We start from the raw sequence: 15459 nt of genomic DNA on the forward strand, positions 1-15459 counted from the left end.
CGTCCGCTACACCCAGCGCCTCGCCGAAGCCGGGGCCGTGGCCTCGGTCGGCTCGACCGGCGATTCTTACGACAACGCCCTGGCCGAGGCCTTCAACTCGCTGTTCAAGGCCGAGCTGAACCGTAACCACGGCCCCTGGACGGGCATCGACGAGCTTGAGATCGCGACCGCTGAGTACATCGACTGGTTCAACCACCGACGTCTCCACGGCGATATCGGCATGATCCCACCCGTCGAGCTCGAGGACANACTCCCTGAAACTGCTCTCCAACGCCGCCGACATCTACGAGCATGCCGACGATGCGAACCGTCGGCTCCTCAACCAGGCGCTGGTCAAGACGATCTACATCGACGAGGACAACGACGTGCGCGTCGGCTACCGCAACCCGTACGACGGGCTGAGCATCCCCGGCCTCCATGCCGACGCGCTGAGCTGGGCCGCCGAGGCAAAGAAGATGGGCCAGGCTGAACCCTCGACCAAGGGCGGACCCTTGGCCGCGAGTTCAAACCTGACCCGTTTGGGGTGGCTAACGGGACTTGAACCCGCGACCCCCGCGACCACAACGCGGTGCTCTACCAGCTGAGCTATAGCCACCATCGCTGCCAGCAGGCAGCATCGACCATTCTAGGGCGGTCCCAGGCCGGGGGGCAAACCGGGTGGGTGTGATGAATCCCGCACTCCACCGGCGCCGCGCAGCCTGTGCCTCGCACCTGGGCCGCTGTTGCCCTGCACTCGCCGCCGACAGCAGGAACAATGCCTGCCCGCCCCCGCCCCGACGGTTCCTCCACGAACGCTGAGGAACGCAACGATTGGGTCGCCGAAGGGTAACTATTCGGACTCGGACGCAGTCATGCCCGGAGCACGTTCGTATGCTTGTCTCCGTCGTCGTCGCCGCACGCCTCCCCGTCTCCGAATCCCGAACCGAGGTCACCCGCTCCATGCCCATCGCCCAGGTGCACGTCTCCGCCGATCGCTCGGCGGAAGCGACCGTGGATGGTGCCACCTCCCACCATCCCGACCTGGGTGCTGCCATGACCCGGCTGACCGCGCTCGCCCGCGAGGGCGGTCAGCCCGTCACCCTCGAGATCCACGACGACGGCACCGTGCGCACGCTCCACATCGATCCGAGCGGCCGCGTCTCCATGCAGGCCGCACCGCTCGCACCCTCGCAGCAATCCGCACCCTCGCAGCCGGCCGCGCCCTCGCAGCAGTCCGAGATCCCGGCCGCCGCACCGGAGGAGCCCCCCGCGCCCGAGGAGACAGACCCGGCCGCCGCCTCGCCGCCGCGCGCCAGCACGCCCGACGGCTATCCGATCGGCACCCCGTACTCCGGTCCGGCCGCTCCCGGCGCGAATGCGCGCACCCGCCGCCGGGCCCAGCGCCAGGCCGACCGCCGGACCGCGGCGCAGTCCGCGCGCAGTGCGCCCACCCGCTCGAAGGCCCCCGACAGCGGGGCCGCTCGGCATCACCCCCGTCGGTCGCGGGTGCGCGGTCTCACCGCACCGACGATCGTTCTCGCGGTCATGCTCGTCGTCGCGCTCGGCGCCTATTTCCTGCCCCGGATCATCGGCTCCCCCGACGGGCTGACCCCGCAGAGCATCCCGGCCGGCAGCACGAACACCTCGGAGGACTCGCTCGCCCTCGAGGACGGCCGGACCCCGGTCCCCGGTTTCGCCGCCCAGCCGACGTGGGAGTCCGAGGTGCCGGCGACCGCCTCGGTCACGGCGACGGGCCGCGGCGTGCTCGTCGTCGACGGCAACGCCCTCGCCGTCCTCGACCCGGAAACCGGCGAGTCCCGGTACACGGAGGACATCGACGCGCCGATCAGCTTCGCGGTCGACACCGTCATCGATGGCGAGCGCGCGCTCGTGTGGCGCACCGGAGACCGCGCCCAGGCCCTGTTCGACGGCGAGACCGCCCCGATCGAGTACACGATCCCGGACGACGCCCGCATCTCCTCGGCCGGCACGAGCGTGCTCATCAAGGAGGGCAACTCCTTGTCGACCTTCACCCGCGACGGCCTCACCGCGATCCCCACCCCGGACCCGGGGTACACACCGATGGCGCTCGACGGCACCGCGCTCATCAGCGCGGAGTTCTCCGGCACGGTGACCACGACGGACGTCGACACCGCCGAGAGCTCCGAGATCCTCCTCGAGAGCCCGTCCGACGACCTGCAGATCTTCCGCTGGGTGACCGCCGGGCACGGCAAGATCGTGTCGCTGTGGGGCGAACCGGGCGCGAGCGCGACGAGCGGCCACCGGATCCAGCTCGTCGTCCACTCCGCCGCGGACGGTCGCATCTTCTCCACCGTGTCGACCACGACCGACGCGGTGGGCGAGGCGAACTGGGTGCGCGGGCAGGGATACCGCCTGGCCGTCATCGGCCCCTACCTCTTCACCGTCGACGGCGGGCTGCTCGTGCGCAACGCCACCGCGCACCACCTGCGCATGGCCGAGCCGCGCGGGGAGATCGTGCCCTCGTCGATCGACGACACGCGGTACCTGCTCCACGGCAACACCGCGTGGCGCTCGGACGCGAATCTGCTCGCCGTCACCGACTCCGGTTCCCACGCGATCGTGCGCACCGGCCAGGACCGGGTCGTCGGCTACCCCGCCCAGTGAACCCGGCGCCGCATGGGCGCGAACCGCGCCGCGCACGAATTGCGGTCGTTGTGTAAGCGTCGCTTTCGTCTTCTACGCACCGTAGTCGTTACGATGAACACAGGAGCGTCACAGCCGTCCCCCGCTCGGCCACCACCCTGATCGAACGCCGGCGACGACGACCCCGGGCCACACCCCGGAACTCCTCCATTCGATGTCGACCCCGAGGACCGCACGTGCGCCCCAGCCCGATGATCGGCCGCACCGCCGCCGCCGTGGGCGTCGCTGCGCTCCTCGCCGGCGGTTCCGCGATCGGGGCGGCAGCCGTTCCGACGGCCGGGCCCGCACCCGCTCCCCCGGCATCCGAGTCCGACACCGCACCCGAGGCGCCCGTTGCCGCTCCCGAGGCACCCGCCGCCGAGGCGCCCGCCCCCTCACCGCAGCCCACGAACGTTCCGGGCCCCGCCGCGATCCCGACGGAACCGGCGCCGGAGGCTCCGCAGCAGGAATCCCCGCAGGACGTTCCGCAGGACAGCGGCACCGATGCCGAGGCGCCCGCTGAGGACCCGGAGATCGGCCCGAGCGAACCGGGCTCGGACCCGAGCGATGACCCCGGCCTGGGGCCGGTCGATCCGACCGCAGATCCGACACCGGAACCGACCGCAGATCCGACGCCGGGCCCGACCGCGGCACCGGAGCCGACGGATACGCCGACGTCCGAGCCGACGCCCGACCCCAGTCCGACGGAGACCGCCTCCCCGACACCGGGCCCCACTCCCACGGACACCTCTTCTCCGTCGGCGACGCCGGCGCCCACGCCGACCCCGACTCCCACGGGCGACCCGGAGAACCCCGGCGATGGTGGAACCGATCCGGATGAGGGGACTCCGAGCGGCACCCCCACCCCGGAACCCACCCCGGCTCCGAGCTCCCCTGAGCCCGAACCGACCCCGGAACCCACCCCGACTCCGAGCTCCCCTGAGCCCGAACCGACCCCGGATGACCCGGGGCGCGACGATTCCGGACCGCGCGACGAATCCGATGACCCCGACGACAGCGGTGACGAGCCGGCCGACCCCGAGTCCGACGACTCCGGTCCGGGAGCGGACGACCGCGGTTCCGGATCCGGCGACCGGCGACCGCGGACGAACGATCCGGTGACCGGCAGCGGCGGTTCCTCGGGCACCGAGGTCCCCAACAGGGCCGGCACCGACTGGGCTCCGCAGGCGGGGAACTCGGGCCAGGCGCTGAACGAGGACTACTCCGACCCGGTGCCGCAGGCTCCGGGCTCCCAGGACGACCAGGACGTCATCAGCGACGGGACCGACGACGCGACCCCTGATCCCGACACCGACTCCGATATCGATGCCGCCGGTGACGCCACCGGGTTCGGCTTCAGCTGGCCGCTCGCAGCGCTCATCGCCATCGGCCTGCTATGCCTGGCCTTCATCGCCTTCGTCATCGGCCGTCGCGGCTCCGACGAGCACTGAAGCCCCCGCGGCCCCGACCGAACCACCCCGAACCGGACTGCCGTCGAGGCTTCACCGGGCTGTCGCGCCCCCAGCTCCCGGACCCCGCACATGGGCACCGCGCAGGTGCCCGGCACATGAGAAAGCGCCCGCCCTGGTCATCAGACCTGGACGGACGCTTTCGGTGGTACACCCCCCGGGACTCGAACCCGGAACCCACTGATTAAGAGTCAGTTGCTCTACCAATTGAGCTAGAGGTGCGCAACGAGTCACCACTATACACTCACTCCGAGGCCGACGAGAACTCGAATCCGGAGAATGTGGCACGTTTCACTCCGGGCACCGGATCAGAGGTAGAGCCCGGTCGATTCGTCGCCGGCCTGCTGTCCGATCGCGTGGACGTCGCGCTCCCGCAGGAGCGTGTACGCACTGCCCTCGAACTCGACCTCGGCGCGGTCCTCGGGATCGAAGAGGATCATGTCGCCCAGGCTCACCTGGCGGACGTGCGGACCCGCGGCGACGACCTCTCCCCAGCCGAGCCGGCGGCCCACCGCCGCGGTGGCGGGGATGACGATCCCGGCGCGGGACTTCCGCTCGCCCGATTCCCGACCCGGCTGGACGAGGATCCGGTCGTGGAGCATCCGGATCGGGAGGCCTGCGGAATCAGGCACGCGACTTCCGGATGGCGAGGAAGGTGACGAGTGCGGCGACGCTGAGGATCACACCGCCGATGAGCGCCGCGCGATCCGACTTGACCGAGCCGTCGTCGGCCACGAGCACGGACTTGGCGCTCTCCGCCGCGCGGTTCGCCAGCGCCGAGGGGTGCACCCGCCCCATGAGCTCGTCGACATTCGCGGCGAGGCGCTGTTCGCGCAGGCGGATCGATTCGACGAGCTGGGCCTTGTCGGCGGAGTCGACGGTGACGTCGGAGGTGTAGACGTTGCTGCTCATGGTGATGTGTCCTCGGGTCGGCGGGTGTGGCGGTGCCGCGCCCCGCGCCCAGAGCCTGCAGTCGCCGCTGCTGCGCCCGGGTGCCGCACCGTATCCTTCGCCCCTGAGCTTACCGAATCCCGGCGGCTATGGTTGAACCGGACAGACCGCCAGAGAAAGGACTCCATCGTGCCCCGCCTCGAGATCGGCGACACCGCCCCGGACTTCACCCTGCCCGATTCCACCGGCACCCCCGTTACGCTGTCGGACTACCGCGGCCGCCGTGTGGTCGTGTACTTCTATCCCGCGGCCATGACCCCGGGCTGCACCACCCAGGCATGCGACTTCCGCGACTCCCTCGCCGCGCTCGAGGCCGCCGGCGTCGCAGTGCTCGGGGTCTCACCTGACTCCCCGGAGAAGCTCGCGAAGTTCGTCGAGAAGGAGGGGCTGAACTTCCCGCTCCTGTCCGATCCGGACAAGGAGATGATGAAGGAGTGGGGCGCGTTCGGCGAGAAGAAGAACTACGGCAAGGTCGTGCAGGGCGTCATCCGCTCCACTGTCGTGATCGACGCCGAGGGCACGGTCGAGCACGCTCAGTACAACGTCAAGGCCACCGGGCACGTCGCCCGGCTCCGCAAGCAGCTCGGCCTCGACTGAGCGCTGCCGTCGCACCGGGGCACCTCGAGCACGGCTCCACCTGCTCGTGGGATAGGATCTCGGTGCGACTCGCGCGAGTGGCGGAATCGGCAGACGCGCTGGATTTAGGTTCCAGTGTCTTCGGACGTAGGGGTTCAAGTCCCCTCTCGCGCACACCTCGGCCCCGGCCCGCTCCCCCCGGCACCGCAGCGCCGGGGAGCGACCGATCTCAGCCCTGGTCGGGCTGCAGGTCCGTGCCCGGGTCCTCGTCGGGCCGGTAGCGCGGGACGTTGGAGATCTTGCCCTCGTGCTGCATGTCGCCGGGCCGCTCCCCGATCGCCGGCTGCCGCTGGGACGGGAAGTCCTTGAGGTCTCCGGTCTTGTTCGCGTCCCACTCCTCGAGGGTGAGCGGCGTCTGCAGCCACAGCGTGACGAGCTCCGCGCAGGCCCTGAGGGAGTCGACGTGCGTGCGCTCCCAGCCGTGCGAGGCATCGAGTCCGAACGCCAGGAGCGCCGCGCGCGCCCCGGCACCGGCCTCGAGCGCGGCGGCGACATCGGAGCGGTAGAAGTGGAAGATGTCGCGGGCCACCGGCAGCTCGTGGCGCTGGGCCAGCGTGATGAGCTTGCGGGTGAGGTGGTAGTCGAAGGGCCCGTGCATGTCCTTGAGCGGGATCGTGATGCCGTACTCGATCGCATTCTGACCCGGCGCGCACACCGCGTTGTCGATCGACACGAGCTCTGCGACGTCGTCGGACACCCCGGACGAGGCACCGTGGCCGACCTCTTCGAAGATCGTCACCATGATGCTCGTCCGGTGCGGCAGGCGCAGACGGCCCTCCTTGACGCTCTTCGCCGCGGCGAGCGCGATCGCGACCCCGGCCTTGCCGTCGAGGTGGCGGGAGTTGATGTACCCGGAGCGGGACCGCTGCGGCCCGGCCATGAGCGCCACGGTGTTCCCGATCTCGATGCCGAGCTCCTCGAGCCCCTCCCTCGACTCGACGCGCTCGTCGACGCGGACTTCGACGTGCTCCCAGCCGACGCCCTGCGTGTCGATCTCGTCGCCGAACGCGTGCCCGCTCGACTTGAGCGGCAGGATGGTGCCGGTGTAGACGACGTCGGGGAACTCGGTGACGATCTGCACCCGGGCGCCCTCGGCGAAGCGTGCGGAGAAGGTGCCGACCGGCACCACTGAGAGGCGCCCGTTGGGCTTGAGACCCGACACCATGCAGCCGATCGTGTCGGCGTGCACGACGAGCGAGCGGTCGAAGGTCTCCGTCTCCCCCGGCAGGTCGACGATGAGGGTGCCCTGCCGGGTCACCGTCGAGTCGAGTCCGAGGTCGTTGACGATGTCGCCGATGTACTGCATGACGGCGTCCGTGCGGCCGGACGGGCTGGGGGTGCGCAGCAGCCGGAACAGGATGTCGACCATCCACTCGGTGTCGATCTCACCGGTCGACAGGTCCTGGAACCCGGTGAGGTTCGCCTTGCCGAGCTCCTGCACGTCGATCGTCCGGTCGTCGCTCGGTGCGGTGCCGGCCCGGGCGGTGCCGGTGGTGGTCGTGTCCGTTCCTGCGGTGTCGGTGCCGACCGCATCGATCCCGGCGAGGTCGTCCGTATGGTCCTTCATGGTGCCTCCTGCTGCGTTCTCACTGCTCACGGCAAGAGTAGCGGCTCGACGAACCGCCGGTGAAACGGTCTCGGGCGGCGGCGCGCGGGGACCTCAGTTGACGGGGTCCTGCGGCTTCTCCGGCTGCCAGGTCCACGGGGTGCGGGCGGAGTTCGGGAACAGGTAGTCGATGAACTCCGCCGGCACGGGCTGCGGTTCGTGGTTCGCCAGCCCGGGACGCTCATTGGCCTCGATGAACACGTACTCCTCGCCCTCGACGTCGGGCACGAGCAGGTCGATGCCGCTCACCGGGATGTCGATCGCCTTGGTGGCGGTGAGCGCCGCCTGGGCGAGGGCTGGGCTGAGCCGGTCGGTGACGTCGTGGATGGTGCCGCCGGTGTGGAGGTTCGCGGTCCGGCGGACCTGCAGCCGCTCCCCCGCCTCGAGCACGTCGTCGAAGGTGTAGCCGCCCTCGCGCACGGTCGCCTCGGTCGCGTCGTCGAGCGGGATCTTCGACTCCCCGCCGGTCGCGGCGGCGCGCCGCTTCGAATGGCGGCGGATGAGTTCGTGGATCGGCGTCTCGCCGTCGCCGACGATCGTCGCCGGCCGGCGGATCGCCGCCGCCGACACGCGGCCGTTGATGACGAGGATCCGCAGGTCGTCGCCCTCGGCGAACTCCTCGAGGAGCACCTCGGAGCCCTCGCCCCCGGCGCGCCGGAGCGCGTCCTTGAGCTGCTTCTCCGTCTGCACCCCGATGGTGATCCCGGCGCCCTGCTCACCGCGCACCGGCTTGACGACGAGAGCGCCGACCTCGTCGAGGAACTCGACATCCTCCTGATCGAAGGTGGCGCTGCGGCCCCGGGGCACGCGCACCCCGGCCTTCTCCACGATCTTGCGGGTGACCCGCTTGTCCTCGCACCGGCTCATCGCCACCGCGGTGGTGTACTGCGACAGGGATTCCCGGGTGATGACGGTGCGGCCGCCGTGCTCGAGCTGGATGTAGCCGGTGTCGGCGTCGAGCACGGTGACGCGGATGCCGCGGCGGATCGCCTCGTCGGCGATGATCCGCGAGTACGGGTTGAGCTCCTCGAGTCCCTCGATCTGCCGCTTCGCGTACAGCTTCTCGTTGATCGCGTTCTTGCGCTTGATGCCGTAGACCGGGGTGCGGTCGAAGCCGAGCCGCTCGTAGAGCTTGATCGCGCCCTCGTTGTCCCACATCACCGACAGGTCCATGAACGCCGCGCCGGCATCGCGCATCCGATGGGCGAGGGTGATCGCGAGCTGCTTGCCGAGCCCGGCGTGGACGGTCGCCGGATCGACGGCGAGGCACCACAGCGAGGAACCGCGGTCCGGGTCGTCGAACAGCGCCCGGTGGTCCACGCCGGTGACGGTCCCGATGATCTCCCCGTCGGCGGTGTCGACCGCGACGAGGTACTGCACCGCGGGGTTGTGGTTGTGGTTGTCCCACATCACCTCGACATCGGCGGGCACCATCTGCCGGAGCACGTAGATCCGGTTCATCCGCTCGGCCTCGTCCTTCGTGCGGACGGGGCGGATCTCGATCCCCGGGATCGGGGTCGACTCCGGGATCTCCCCGGTGAGGTCGAGCCGGTACGTGTGGCTCGGGTCGATGAAGTACTCCTCCGGGTGGAGTGCCACGAGCACGTGCGGATCCTTGAGGTACATGCAGATGTCGCGCGTGCCGCCGGCCTCGTCGCGCAGCACGCGGCCGATCTCCTCGATCTCCGAGAAGGTCTGGCCGAAGACCAGTCGGCCCCAGCCCAGCTCCTGGATCACGTCGGTCTTCATCGGTGTCTCCTGTTCGCCGGTGCCGGTCGGGTCCGGGCCGGGGTGGGCGGTGGGCTGGGGCATGGGTTCAGGCGGCCGGCCCCGTGATGCCATGGCTCTGCAGCCACAGCTCGAGCAGCGCGATCTGCCACAGGCGGTTGCCGCGCAGCGGAGTGAGGTTCCCGTTCGGATCCTGCAGCAGCTGCGCCACGGAGTCCTGCTGGAACAGCCCGCGGTCCCGTGCGGTCTGCCCGGTCACGGCGTCGGTCACCATTTCGAGGTAGGGGCCGGCGAGGTGCTTGAGCGCCGGCACCGGGAAGTAGCCCTTCGGCCGGTCGATGACGGCGGCCGGGATGACCCTGCGACCGGCCTCCTTGAGCACGCCCTTGCCGTCCTGCGCGGTCTTGAGGCGGGCCGGGCACTGCGCGGCGAGCTCGACGAGGTCGTGGTCGAGGAACGGCACGCGCGCCTCGAGGCCCCACGCCATCGTCATGTTGTCCACGCGCTTGACCGGGTCGTCGGTGAGCATGATCTGGGTGTCGATCCGCAGCGCCTTGTCGATCGCGCTCGACGCGCCCGGGTGCCGGAAGTGGGCGTCGACGAACTCGCCGGATACGTCCGAGCCGGCGAGGAACCGGGGGCTGACGAGCTGCGCCATCTCCTCGTGGCTGCGGTCGAAGAAGGCGCCCCGGTAGCTCGCGAGCGCGGCCTCCGGGTCGGTCCCGGCGGCGTACATCGGCGGGTACCAGTGGTAGCCGGCGAACACCTCGTCGGCACCCTGCCCGGACTGGACGACCTTGACGTGCTTGGCGACCTCCTCGCTGAGGAGGTAGAAGGCGACGGCGTCGTGGGACACCATGGGCTCGGACATCGCATGGATCGCGTTCCCGAGCGCCGGCAGCATGCGGGCGGTGTCGATCCGGATCTGGTGGTGGCGGGTCCCGAAGTGCTCGGCGATGACGTCGGAGTACTTGAACTCGTCGCCCTCCTCGCCGCCGGCGGCCTCGAAGCCGATCGAGAAGGTGTTGAGCCCGTGCTGGCCCTCCTCGGCGAGCAGGCCGACGATGAGGCTCGAGTCGAGTCCGCCGGAGAGCAGCACGCCGACGGGCACATCGGCGACGAGGCGGCGGCGCACCGCGGTGCGCAGGCTCTCGAGGATCGCGTCCTCCCAGTCGTTGTCCGACCAGTCGGCCTTCGCCGGATCGCCCTCGTAGATCGGTTCCCAGTAGGTCTTCTGCGTGCGGGTGCCGTCGGGCTCGATCCACATGAGGGTGGCCGGCGGGAGCTTCCGCACGCCCTGGAGCATGGTGTACGGCGCGGGCACGACGGCGTGGAAGGTCATGTAGTGGTGGAGGGCGACGGGGTCGATCCGGGTGTCGACTCCCCCACCGGCGAGGATCGCCGGGAGGGTGGAGGCGAAGCGGAAGCTGCCGTCGACCTCGGCGTAGTAGAACGGCTTGATGCCCAGCCGGTCGCGGCCTGCGAGCACGCGGCCGGTGCGCTCGTCGAACAGCGCGAAGGCGAACATGCCCTTGAGGCGGTGGACGAAGTCCTCTCCCCACTGCGCGTAGGCCTTGAGGATGACCTCGGTGTCGGAGTGGCCGCGGAAGGAGTGGCCGAGGCCGCGGAGCTCCTCGAGGAGTTCCGGGTAGTTGTAGATGCAGCCGTTGAAGACGATGCTCAGGCGCGTGTCCGGGTCGTGCATGGGCTGGGCGCCGGCGTCGGAGAGGTCGATGATCGCGAGCCGGCGGTGGCCGAAGACGACGTTGTCCTTCGCGTAGGTGCCCTGGCCGTCGGGACCGCGGTCCGTCATGGTCCGGCTCATCGCCTCGACAGCGGCGCTGTCCGGCGCGTGGACCGTCCCGATCTCACCACAGATTCCGCACATGGCCTCTCACATCCTCATCTCGTCGGCGTCCCGGGACTGACCCGGATTCTCATCCTATCGGTTCGGGCACGGTGCCGGTGCGGGCGGACGGGGAAGGCGGGCGAGGTCACGGCGGCTCCGCCGAGGACAGCCGAGCTGGTCCCGGTCGCGGCAAGGCGGCCTGTGCCGTCAGGTCGGGGCTGCGGCGCTCACCACGGTGAATCGGCGGTCGCGCGCCCACTGCACGGAGGTCCCGAAGACGCGGTCGACGATCGGACGGTACCGCAGGTGCGTGTTGAAGACGCAGACGAGGCGCCCGCCGGGGGCGAGCAGCTCGTGCGCCCGGTGGATGAGGGTCCGCGCGGTGCCCGTCTCGATGGTCGTCCCGTCATGGAACGGCGGGTTGAGGACGACGAGGTCGAACATGCCGGCCGCGACTGCCTCGGCTCCCGCGCCCCAGGGCAGCGGAGCGGTCGCGTCCTGGAGGAGGAGCCGCGGACAGGTCGGCTGCGAGTGGTGCGGGTCGGCGGCACGCGCCCGTGAGCCGTTCCCGTCAGGCGTCCCGGCGGCGCAGGTCACCGCGGCCGAGGCGATCGCCGCCCGGGACACGTCCACACCGGTGAGTGCCGCTCCGGGGTGGAGCGCGCCGAGCGCGGCGAGCAGCCAGCCGTTGCCGCAGCCGAGGTCGAGGATACGGCGGGGCGCCACCGGCTGGTCGGCGTCCGTGGGAACGGGTTCCGCTGCCGCGGGCGGGGAGCCGTCGGCTTCGGGCAGGTCCGTCGCCGGTGCCGCCGGGCCGAGGTGGCTGCGGACGGCGTCGAGGAGGAGCTCGGATCCGGGGTCGGATGTCGGGCCGCCGAAGCAGGCGCCGAACGCGCTCACCCGGATGTCCGGGATGCCGGGGACCCGCGTGCTCACGGCAGCGGTCCGCGGGGCGGGGATCCGATCGGAGGCACCCGGGACCGGAGCGTGCGATGCGGTTCCCTGCGAAGCCGCGCTCCGCGGTCGCGAGGCGATGAGGAGTCGGGACTTCGCGCGGCCGGGCGACACATCGACGCGGTCGTAGAACTTCGCGAGCTCGGCGTTGAGCCCCCGGCTCATGTGCTTGTCGCGTCCGACGACGACGAACTCCGCGGCCACCGGGGCGAGCACCTCGAGGTACTCGTCGAGCACCCGCACCGCCTTCGGTGCGGAGAGGATCACCCGGCAGGGCCCGGGGAGGGAGCGCGATGCCTCGGCGAGCGCCCGCAACCCGGGGGTGGGCTGCACGGATGCCATCCGCTGGATGCGTGATCCGACCGCCTCGACCGCGTCGACGGCCCGGCGCGCGGACTCCTCGGCTGCGATCGAGTCCGCGTAGGCGACGACCGGGCCGGCCCCGGTGAGTGCGACCACGAGAGCGAGGGCGCCGCTCGCGTCGTCGAGGACGATCGAGCCGGGTGCCGGAGTGTCAACCCCGTCAGTTCGGTCGGTGCCCGCTCCGTCCGTGCCGTTTCCGTCCGTCCCCATCGTGGCGGCCTCCGCACCGCTTCCCGCCGCCGGTCGGCCGGAGACGTCGAGCACCCCGGCAGCGCGGCCCGTCAGGTACTCCTGGACCAGGCGCGCATCGGGGTGACCGAGCGGCCAGCCGGCGAACACTGCGGCGAGCTCCCGGTCGGTGGCCGCGATCGGTCCGTCGGGGCGGAGCAGGGCTTCGGGCAGGAGGGAGGCGGGCATGGCGACAGTCTACGGAGACGGTGCGGCAGGGAGGCTGCGCGCCGCGGGGAGGAGCACCCCGGCAGGTCGGGACGACGCCGCCGATGTGCGCACCCCACCGCAGAGGCGCAGGTGGGGCGGGCCGACCGGGGCGGACGCCTCGTGCACGGTCCGGCCGGCGCCGACTATGGTGGACAGGGACGACCGGCCCCGTTGAGGAGATCCCCCATGACCATTCTCGTCGGCTACACGCCGAACCCCGAAGGCACCGCAGCAGTGGAATTCGGCATCCGCCAGGCCCGCGCATTCGACGACACCCTGCTCGTGCTCAACGCCGGGATCGGCGAATCGAAGGACGAGCGCGGCGTCGCCTCGGAGGAGCAGCTCGCCGAGATCGTGAAGAAGCTCCAGTCCGCGAGCATCAAGTACGAGCTCAAGCAGTTCCTGCGCGGCAACGACGCCGTCGAGGAGATCCTCGCGCTCGCGGAGGCGTCCCCCGAGGTCTCGATGATCATCATCGGTTCCCGCAAGCGCTCGGCCGTCGGCAAGCTCATCATGGGCTCGTCCGCGCAGCGGATCATCCTCGGCTCCCCCGTCCCCGTGGTCTCCGTCAAGGCCTGACCCTGGCGCGGCCGCCCCGGCCTTCCCCGAAAGTCCCGCGATTCCTGCAATCCCCCTCACAACCTGTTCAGGTCGAAGGGGTGAGTGCAGGAATTGCGGGACTTTCCCCTCATGGAGCCCTGTGACCTGAGGACGGGCAGTCGTCCACAGGCAGTGGAGGGGGTCTTGTCCGGGGCTGCCGGGCGATGGAGCCTGGTGCCATGAGCCTCATCGTCACTCAGCAGGATCTGTTCGATCATGGGGCGCACTGGCGCACGATATCCGCCATGACGGCGTGCTGCCTCAAGCGACTGATGCCCGGCGTGTACCTGCTGCACCGCCGATGCACCGAACCGCTCCACCGCCCCGGCACCCGGATGATCGAACCGATCGATGACGACCGCTTGGCATCACTCGGGTCGAACACCGCGCACATCCGCTACGCCGCCGGTCGTGCCCTCCTCATCGAGGCGTTCACCGCAACCCGGCATGGGGGCCGGCTCGTCTCGAGCGGAGCTGCGGTATTCTCGCACGGCAGTGCCGCCCATCTCCATGCCCTCCCCTTCGCGATCGACGAGAGACCGCTGGTCGAGGTGCAGCGACCGGGCAAGAGCAGGCAGAAGGGGTACACCCGGCTCCGACCGATGCAGGTCGGTGCCGATCAGATCGTGGAGGTCTCGGGACTGCGCACCACCTCGCCCGCACGGACCGTCCTCGACATCGCACGCACCCGGGGCCTCGACCAAGGGCTGCCGATGGCCGAGGCCGCCCTTCGCAGCGGAGCGCTCACCGCCGAGGACCTCATCGTCTCTCGGGACTCGCATCCCGGCAGGCGACTGCACGTCGATGACGCGCTGCTCCGCCTCCTCAGCGGGCGCAGCGAGAGCGCGGGCGAAGCACTCCTCAAGATCCGTCTCGATCGTGCCGGGCTGCTCGGCGACCTGGTCGAGCAGTATTCGGTGTACGACGAGCACGGGTTCGTCGCACGTGTGGACTTCGCCCACTCCGGGACGAAGCTCGCGATCGAGTTCGACGGCTACGGGAAGTACTTCCTCGATGATGCGGACGGCCGGGCGGCGCTGAAGCAGGAGCGTCGGCGGGAAGCCGACCTGCGCGCCGCCGGCTGGGAGGTCATCCGCGTCGAATGGCGCGATCTCTTCGACCCGGCGGCGATGCGACGCCTGTGCGCACGCATCGCTCGGCACCTCGCAACCCGCAGTGCCGCTTGACCACCCGGTCCGAATCACGAAACTCCCGCAGAACCTGCAGTGGCCCGCACAACCTGTTCAGGTGGTGCGGGCCACTGCAGCTTTCGCGGGCATCTGCCGCAAGGCAGCCCCGCGGCCTGTCGCCTGGAGATCAGGCGAGGAGATCGCGCATCAGCTGCGCGGTCTCCGAAGGCGTCTTGCCGACCTTGACGCCGGCGGCCTCGAGGGCCTCCTTCTTCGCCTGCGCGGTGCCCGACGAGCCGGACACGATCGCGCCGGCGTGGCCCATCGTCTTGCCCTCCGGCGCGGTGAAGCCCGCGACGTAGCCGACGACCGGCTTGGTGACGTTGGCCTTGATGAACTCGGCCGCGCGCTCCTCGGCGTCGCCGCCGATCTCGCCGATCATCACGATCGCCTCGGTCTCCGGGTCCTTCTCGAACGCGGCGAGCGCGTCGATGTGGGTGGTGCCGATGACCGGGTCGCCGCCGATGCCGATGCAGGTGGTGAAGCCGAGGTCCCGCAGCTCGTACATCATCTGGTAGGTCAGCGTGCCCGACTTCGACACGAGGCCGAGCTTGCCCTTCTCGGTGATGTTCGACGGGATGATGCCCGCGAGCGATTCCCCGGGGGAGATGATGCCCGGGCAGTTCGGGCCGATGATCCGGGTCGCGTTGCCCTTCTCGGTGGCGTGCGCCCAGATCGCGGCGGAGTCCTGCACCGGGATGCCCTCGGTGATGATGACGAGGAGCTCGATGCCGGCATCGATGGCCTCGAAGCCCGCGTCCTTGGAGAACGCCGGGGGCACGAAGGCGACGGACACGTTCGCGCCGGTGGCCTCCATGGCCTCGCCGACGGAGGCGAACACCGGCAGCTCGACGTCCGCGCCGGCGGCGTCCTTGTGGCTCACGGTGGTGCCGGCCTTGCGGGCGTTGACGCCGCCGACCACATTGGCGCCGGCGGCGAGCATCCGCGCGGTGTGCTTGGTTCCCTCACCGCCGGTGATGCCCTGGACGATGATCTTCGAATCCTGGTTGAGGAAAATCGACATGGTGTTAT

General features: G+C 70.5%; 12 protein-coding genes, 3 tRNA genes and 1 pseudogene. 7 read left to right on the forward strand and 9 right to left on the reverse strand.

What is annotated here, in order from left to right:
• Nucleotides 1-244 (forward strand): annotated as a pseudogene (locus tag ABD883_RS03250) (integrase core domain-containing protein); the annotation flags it as partial.
• A 275-nt stretch (nt 245-519) separates the two neighbouring features.
• Here ABD883_RS03250 and ABD883_RS03255 read toward each other — a convergent pair.
• Nucleotides 520-595, reverse strand: a tRNA-His gene (locus tag ABD883_RS03255).
• A 275-nt stretch (nt 596-870) separates the two neighbouring features.
• On the opposite strand from ABD883_RS03255, the gene ABD883_RS03260 reads away from it, so the two are divergent.
• Nucleotides 871-2625, forward strand: coding sequence for a hypothetical protein (locus ABD883_RS03260; protein WP_345029818.1), 1755 nt, complete (start codon nt 871-873; stop codon nt 2623-2625).
• 215 nt (nt 2626-2840) lie between these two features.
• Nucleotides 2841-4094: an MSCRAMM family adhesin gene (locus tag ABD883_RS03265; RefSeq protein ID WP_345029820.1), complete on the forward strand. Its 1254-nt coding sequence runs from the start codon at nt 2841-2843 to the stop codon at nt 4092-4094.
• Nucleotides 4095-4258: 164 nt separating this feature from the next.
• Here the strand turns inward: ABD883_RS03265 and ABD883_RS03270 are convergent.
• From ABD883_RS03270 to ABD883_RS03280, 3 genes are all read right to left on the reverse strand, one after another.
• A tRNA-Lys gene (locus tag ABD883_RS03270) sits at nt 4259-4334 on the reverse strand.
• An 86-nt stretch (nt 4335-4420) separates the two neighbouring features.
• Nucleotides 4421-4714, reverse strand: coding sequence for a GroES family chaperonin (locus ABD883_RS03275; RefSeq protein WP_425548416.1), 294 nt, complete (start codon nt 4712-4714; stop codon nt 4421-4423).
• Nucleotides 4715-4736: 22 nt separating this feature from the next.
• Nucleotides 4737-5024, reverse strand: coding sequence for a DUF3618 domain-containing protein (locus ABD883_RS03280; protein WP_137317919.1), 288 nt, complete (start codon nt 5022-5024; stop codon nt 4737-4739).
• A 168-nt stretch (nt 5025-5192) separates the two neighbouring features.
• On the opposite strand from ABD883_RS03280, the gene bcp reads away from it, so the two are divergent.
• Nucleotides 5193-5660: a thioredoxin-dependent thiol peroxidase gene (gene bcp / locus ABD883_RS03285; protein WP_345029826.1), complete on the forward strand. Its 468-nt coding sequence runs from the start codon at nt 5193-5195 to the stop codon at nt 5658-5660.
• Between the two features lie 71 nt (nt 5661-5731).
• Nucleotides 5732-5813: transfer RNA gene (locus ABD883_RS03290), tRNA-Leu, on the forward strand.
• A 55-nt stretch (nt 5814-5868) separates the two neighbouring features.
• Here the strand turns inward: ABD883_RS03290 and ABD883_RS03295 are convergent.
• From ABD883_RS03295 to ABD883_RS03310, 4 genes are all read right to left on the reverse strand, one after another.
• Nucleotides 5869-7266, reverse strand: a complete 1398-nt coding sequence (locus ABD883_RS03295; RefSeq protein ID WP_217494872.1) for an osmoprotectant NAGGN system M42 family peptidase — start codon at nt 7264-7266, stop codon at nt 5869-5871.
• Nucleotides 7267-7359: 93 nt separating this feature from the next.
• The gene (gene ngg, locus ABD883_RS03300) at nt 7360-9117 is read right to left on the reverse strand and encodes an N-acetylglutaminylglutamine synthetase (RefSeq protein ID WP_345029830.1); all 1758 of its coding nucleotides are present in this window, start codon (nt 9115-9117) and stop codon (nt 7360-7362) included.
• Nucleotides 9118-9121: 4 nt separating this feature from the next.
• Complete coding sequence (locus ABD883_RS03305) at nt 9122-10921, reverse strand: N-acetylglutaminylglutamine amidotransferase (RefSeq protein WP_345029832.1); 1800 nt, start codon at nt 10919-10921, stop codon at nt 9122-9124.
• A 168-nt stretch (nt 10922-11089) separates the two neighbouring features.
• The gene (locus ABD883_RS03310; RefSeq protein ID WP_345029834.1) at nt 11090-12616 is read right to left on the reverse strand and encodes a class I SAM-dependent methyltransferase; all 1527 of its coding nucleotides are present in this window, start codon (nt 12614-12616) and stop codon (nt 11090-11092) included.
• Between the two features lie 207 nt (nt 12617-12823).
• Between ABD883_RS03310 and ABD883_RS03315 the strand changes: the two genes are divergently transcribed.
• The gene (locus ABD883_RS03315; protein WP_137317924.1) at nt 12824-13216 is read left to right on the forward strand and encodes a universal stress protein; all 393 of its coding nucleotides are present in this window, start codon (nt 12824-12826) and stop codon (nt 13214-13216) included.
• 200 nt (nt 13217-13416) lie between these two features.
• Nucleotides 13417-14424 carry a hypothetical protein gene (locus ABD883_RS03320; RefSeq protein WP_345029836.1) on the forward strand — a complete coding sequence of 336 codons (1008 nt, stop codon included), beginning with the start codon at nt 13417-13419 and terminating at the stop codon, nt 14422-14424.
• Nucleotides 14425-14554: 130 nt separating this feature from the next.
• Here the strand turns inward: ABD883_RS03320 and sucD are convergent, their stop codons facing one another.
• Nucleotides 14555-15451: a succinate--CoA ligase subunit alpha gene (gene sucD / locus ABD883_RS03325; RefSeq protein ID WP_345029839.1), complete on the reverse strand. Its 897-nt coding sequence runs from the start codon at nt 15449-15451 to the stop codon at nt 14555-14557.
• Nucleotides 15452-15459: the final 8 nt, after the last annotated feature.

Origin of the sequence: Brevibacterium pityocampae (assembly GCF_039541555.1) — a bacterium.
In the GTDB taxonomy this organism is placed as follows: domain Bacteria; phylum Actinomycetota; class Actinomycetes; order Actinomycetales; family Brevibacteriaceae; genus Brevibacterium; species Brevibacterium pityocampae.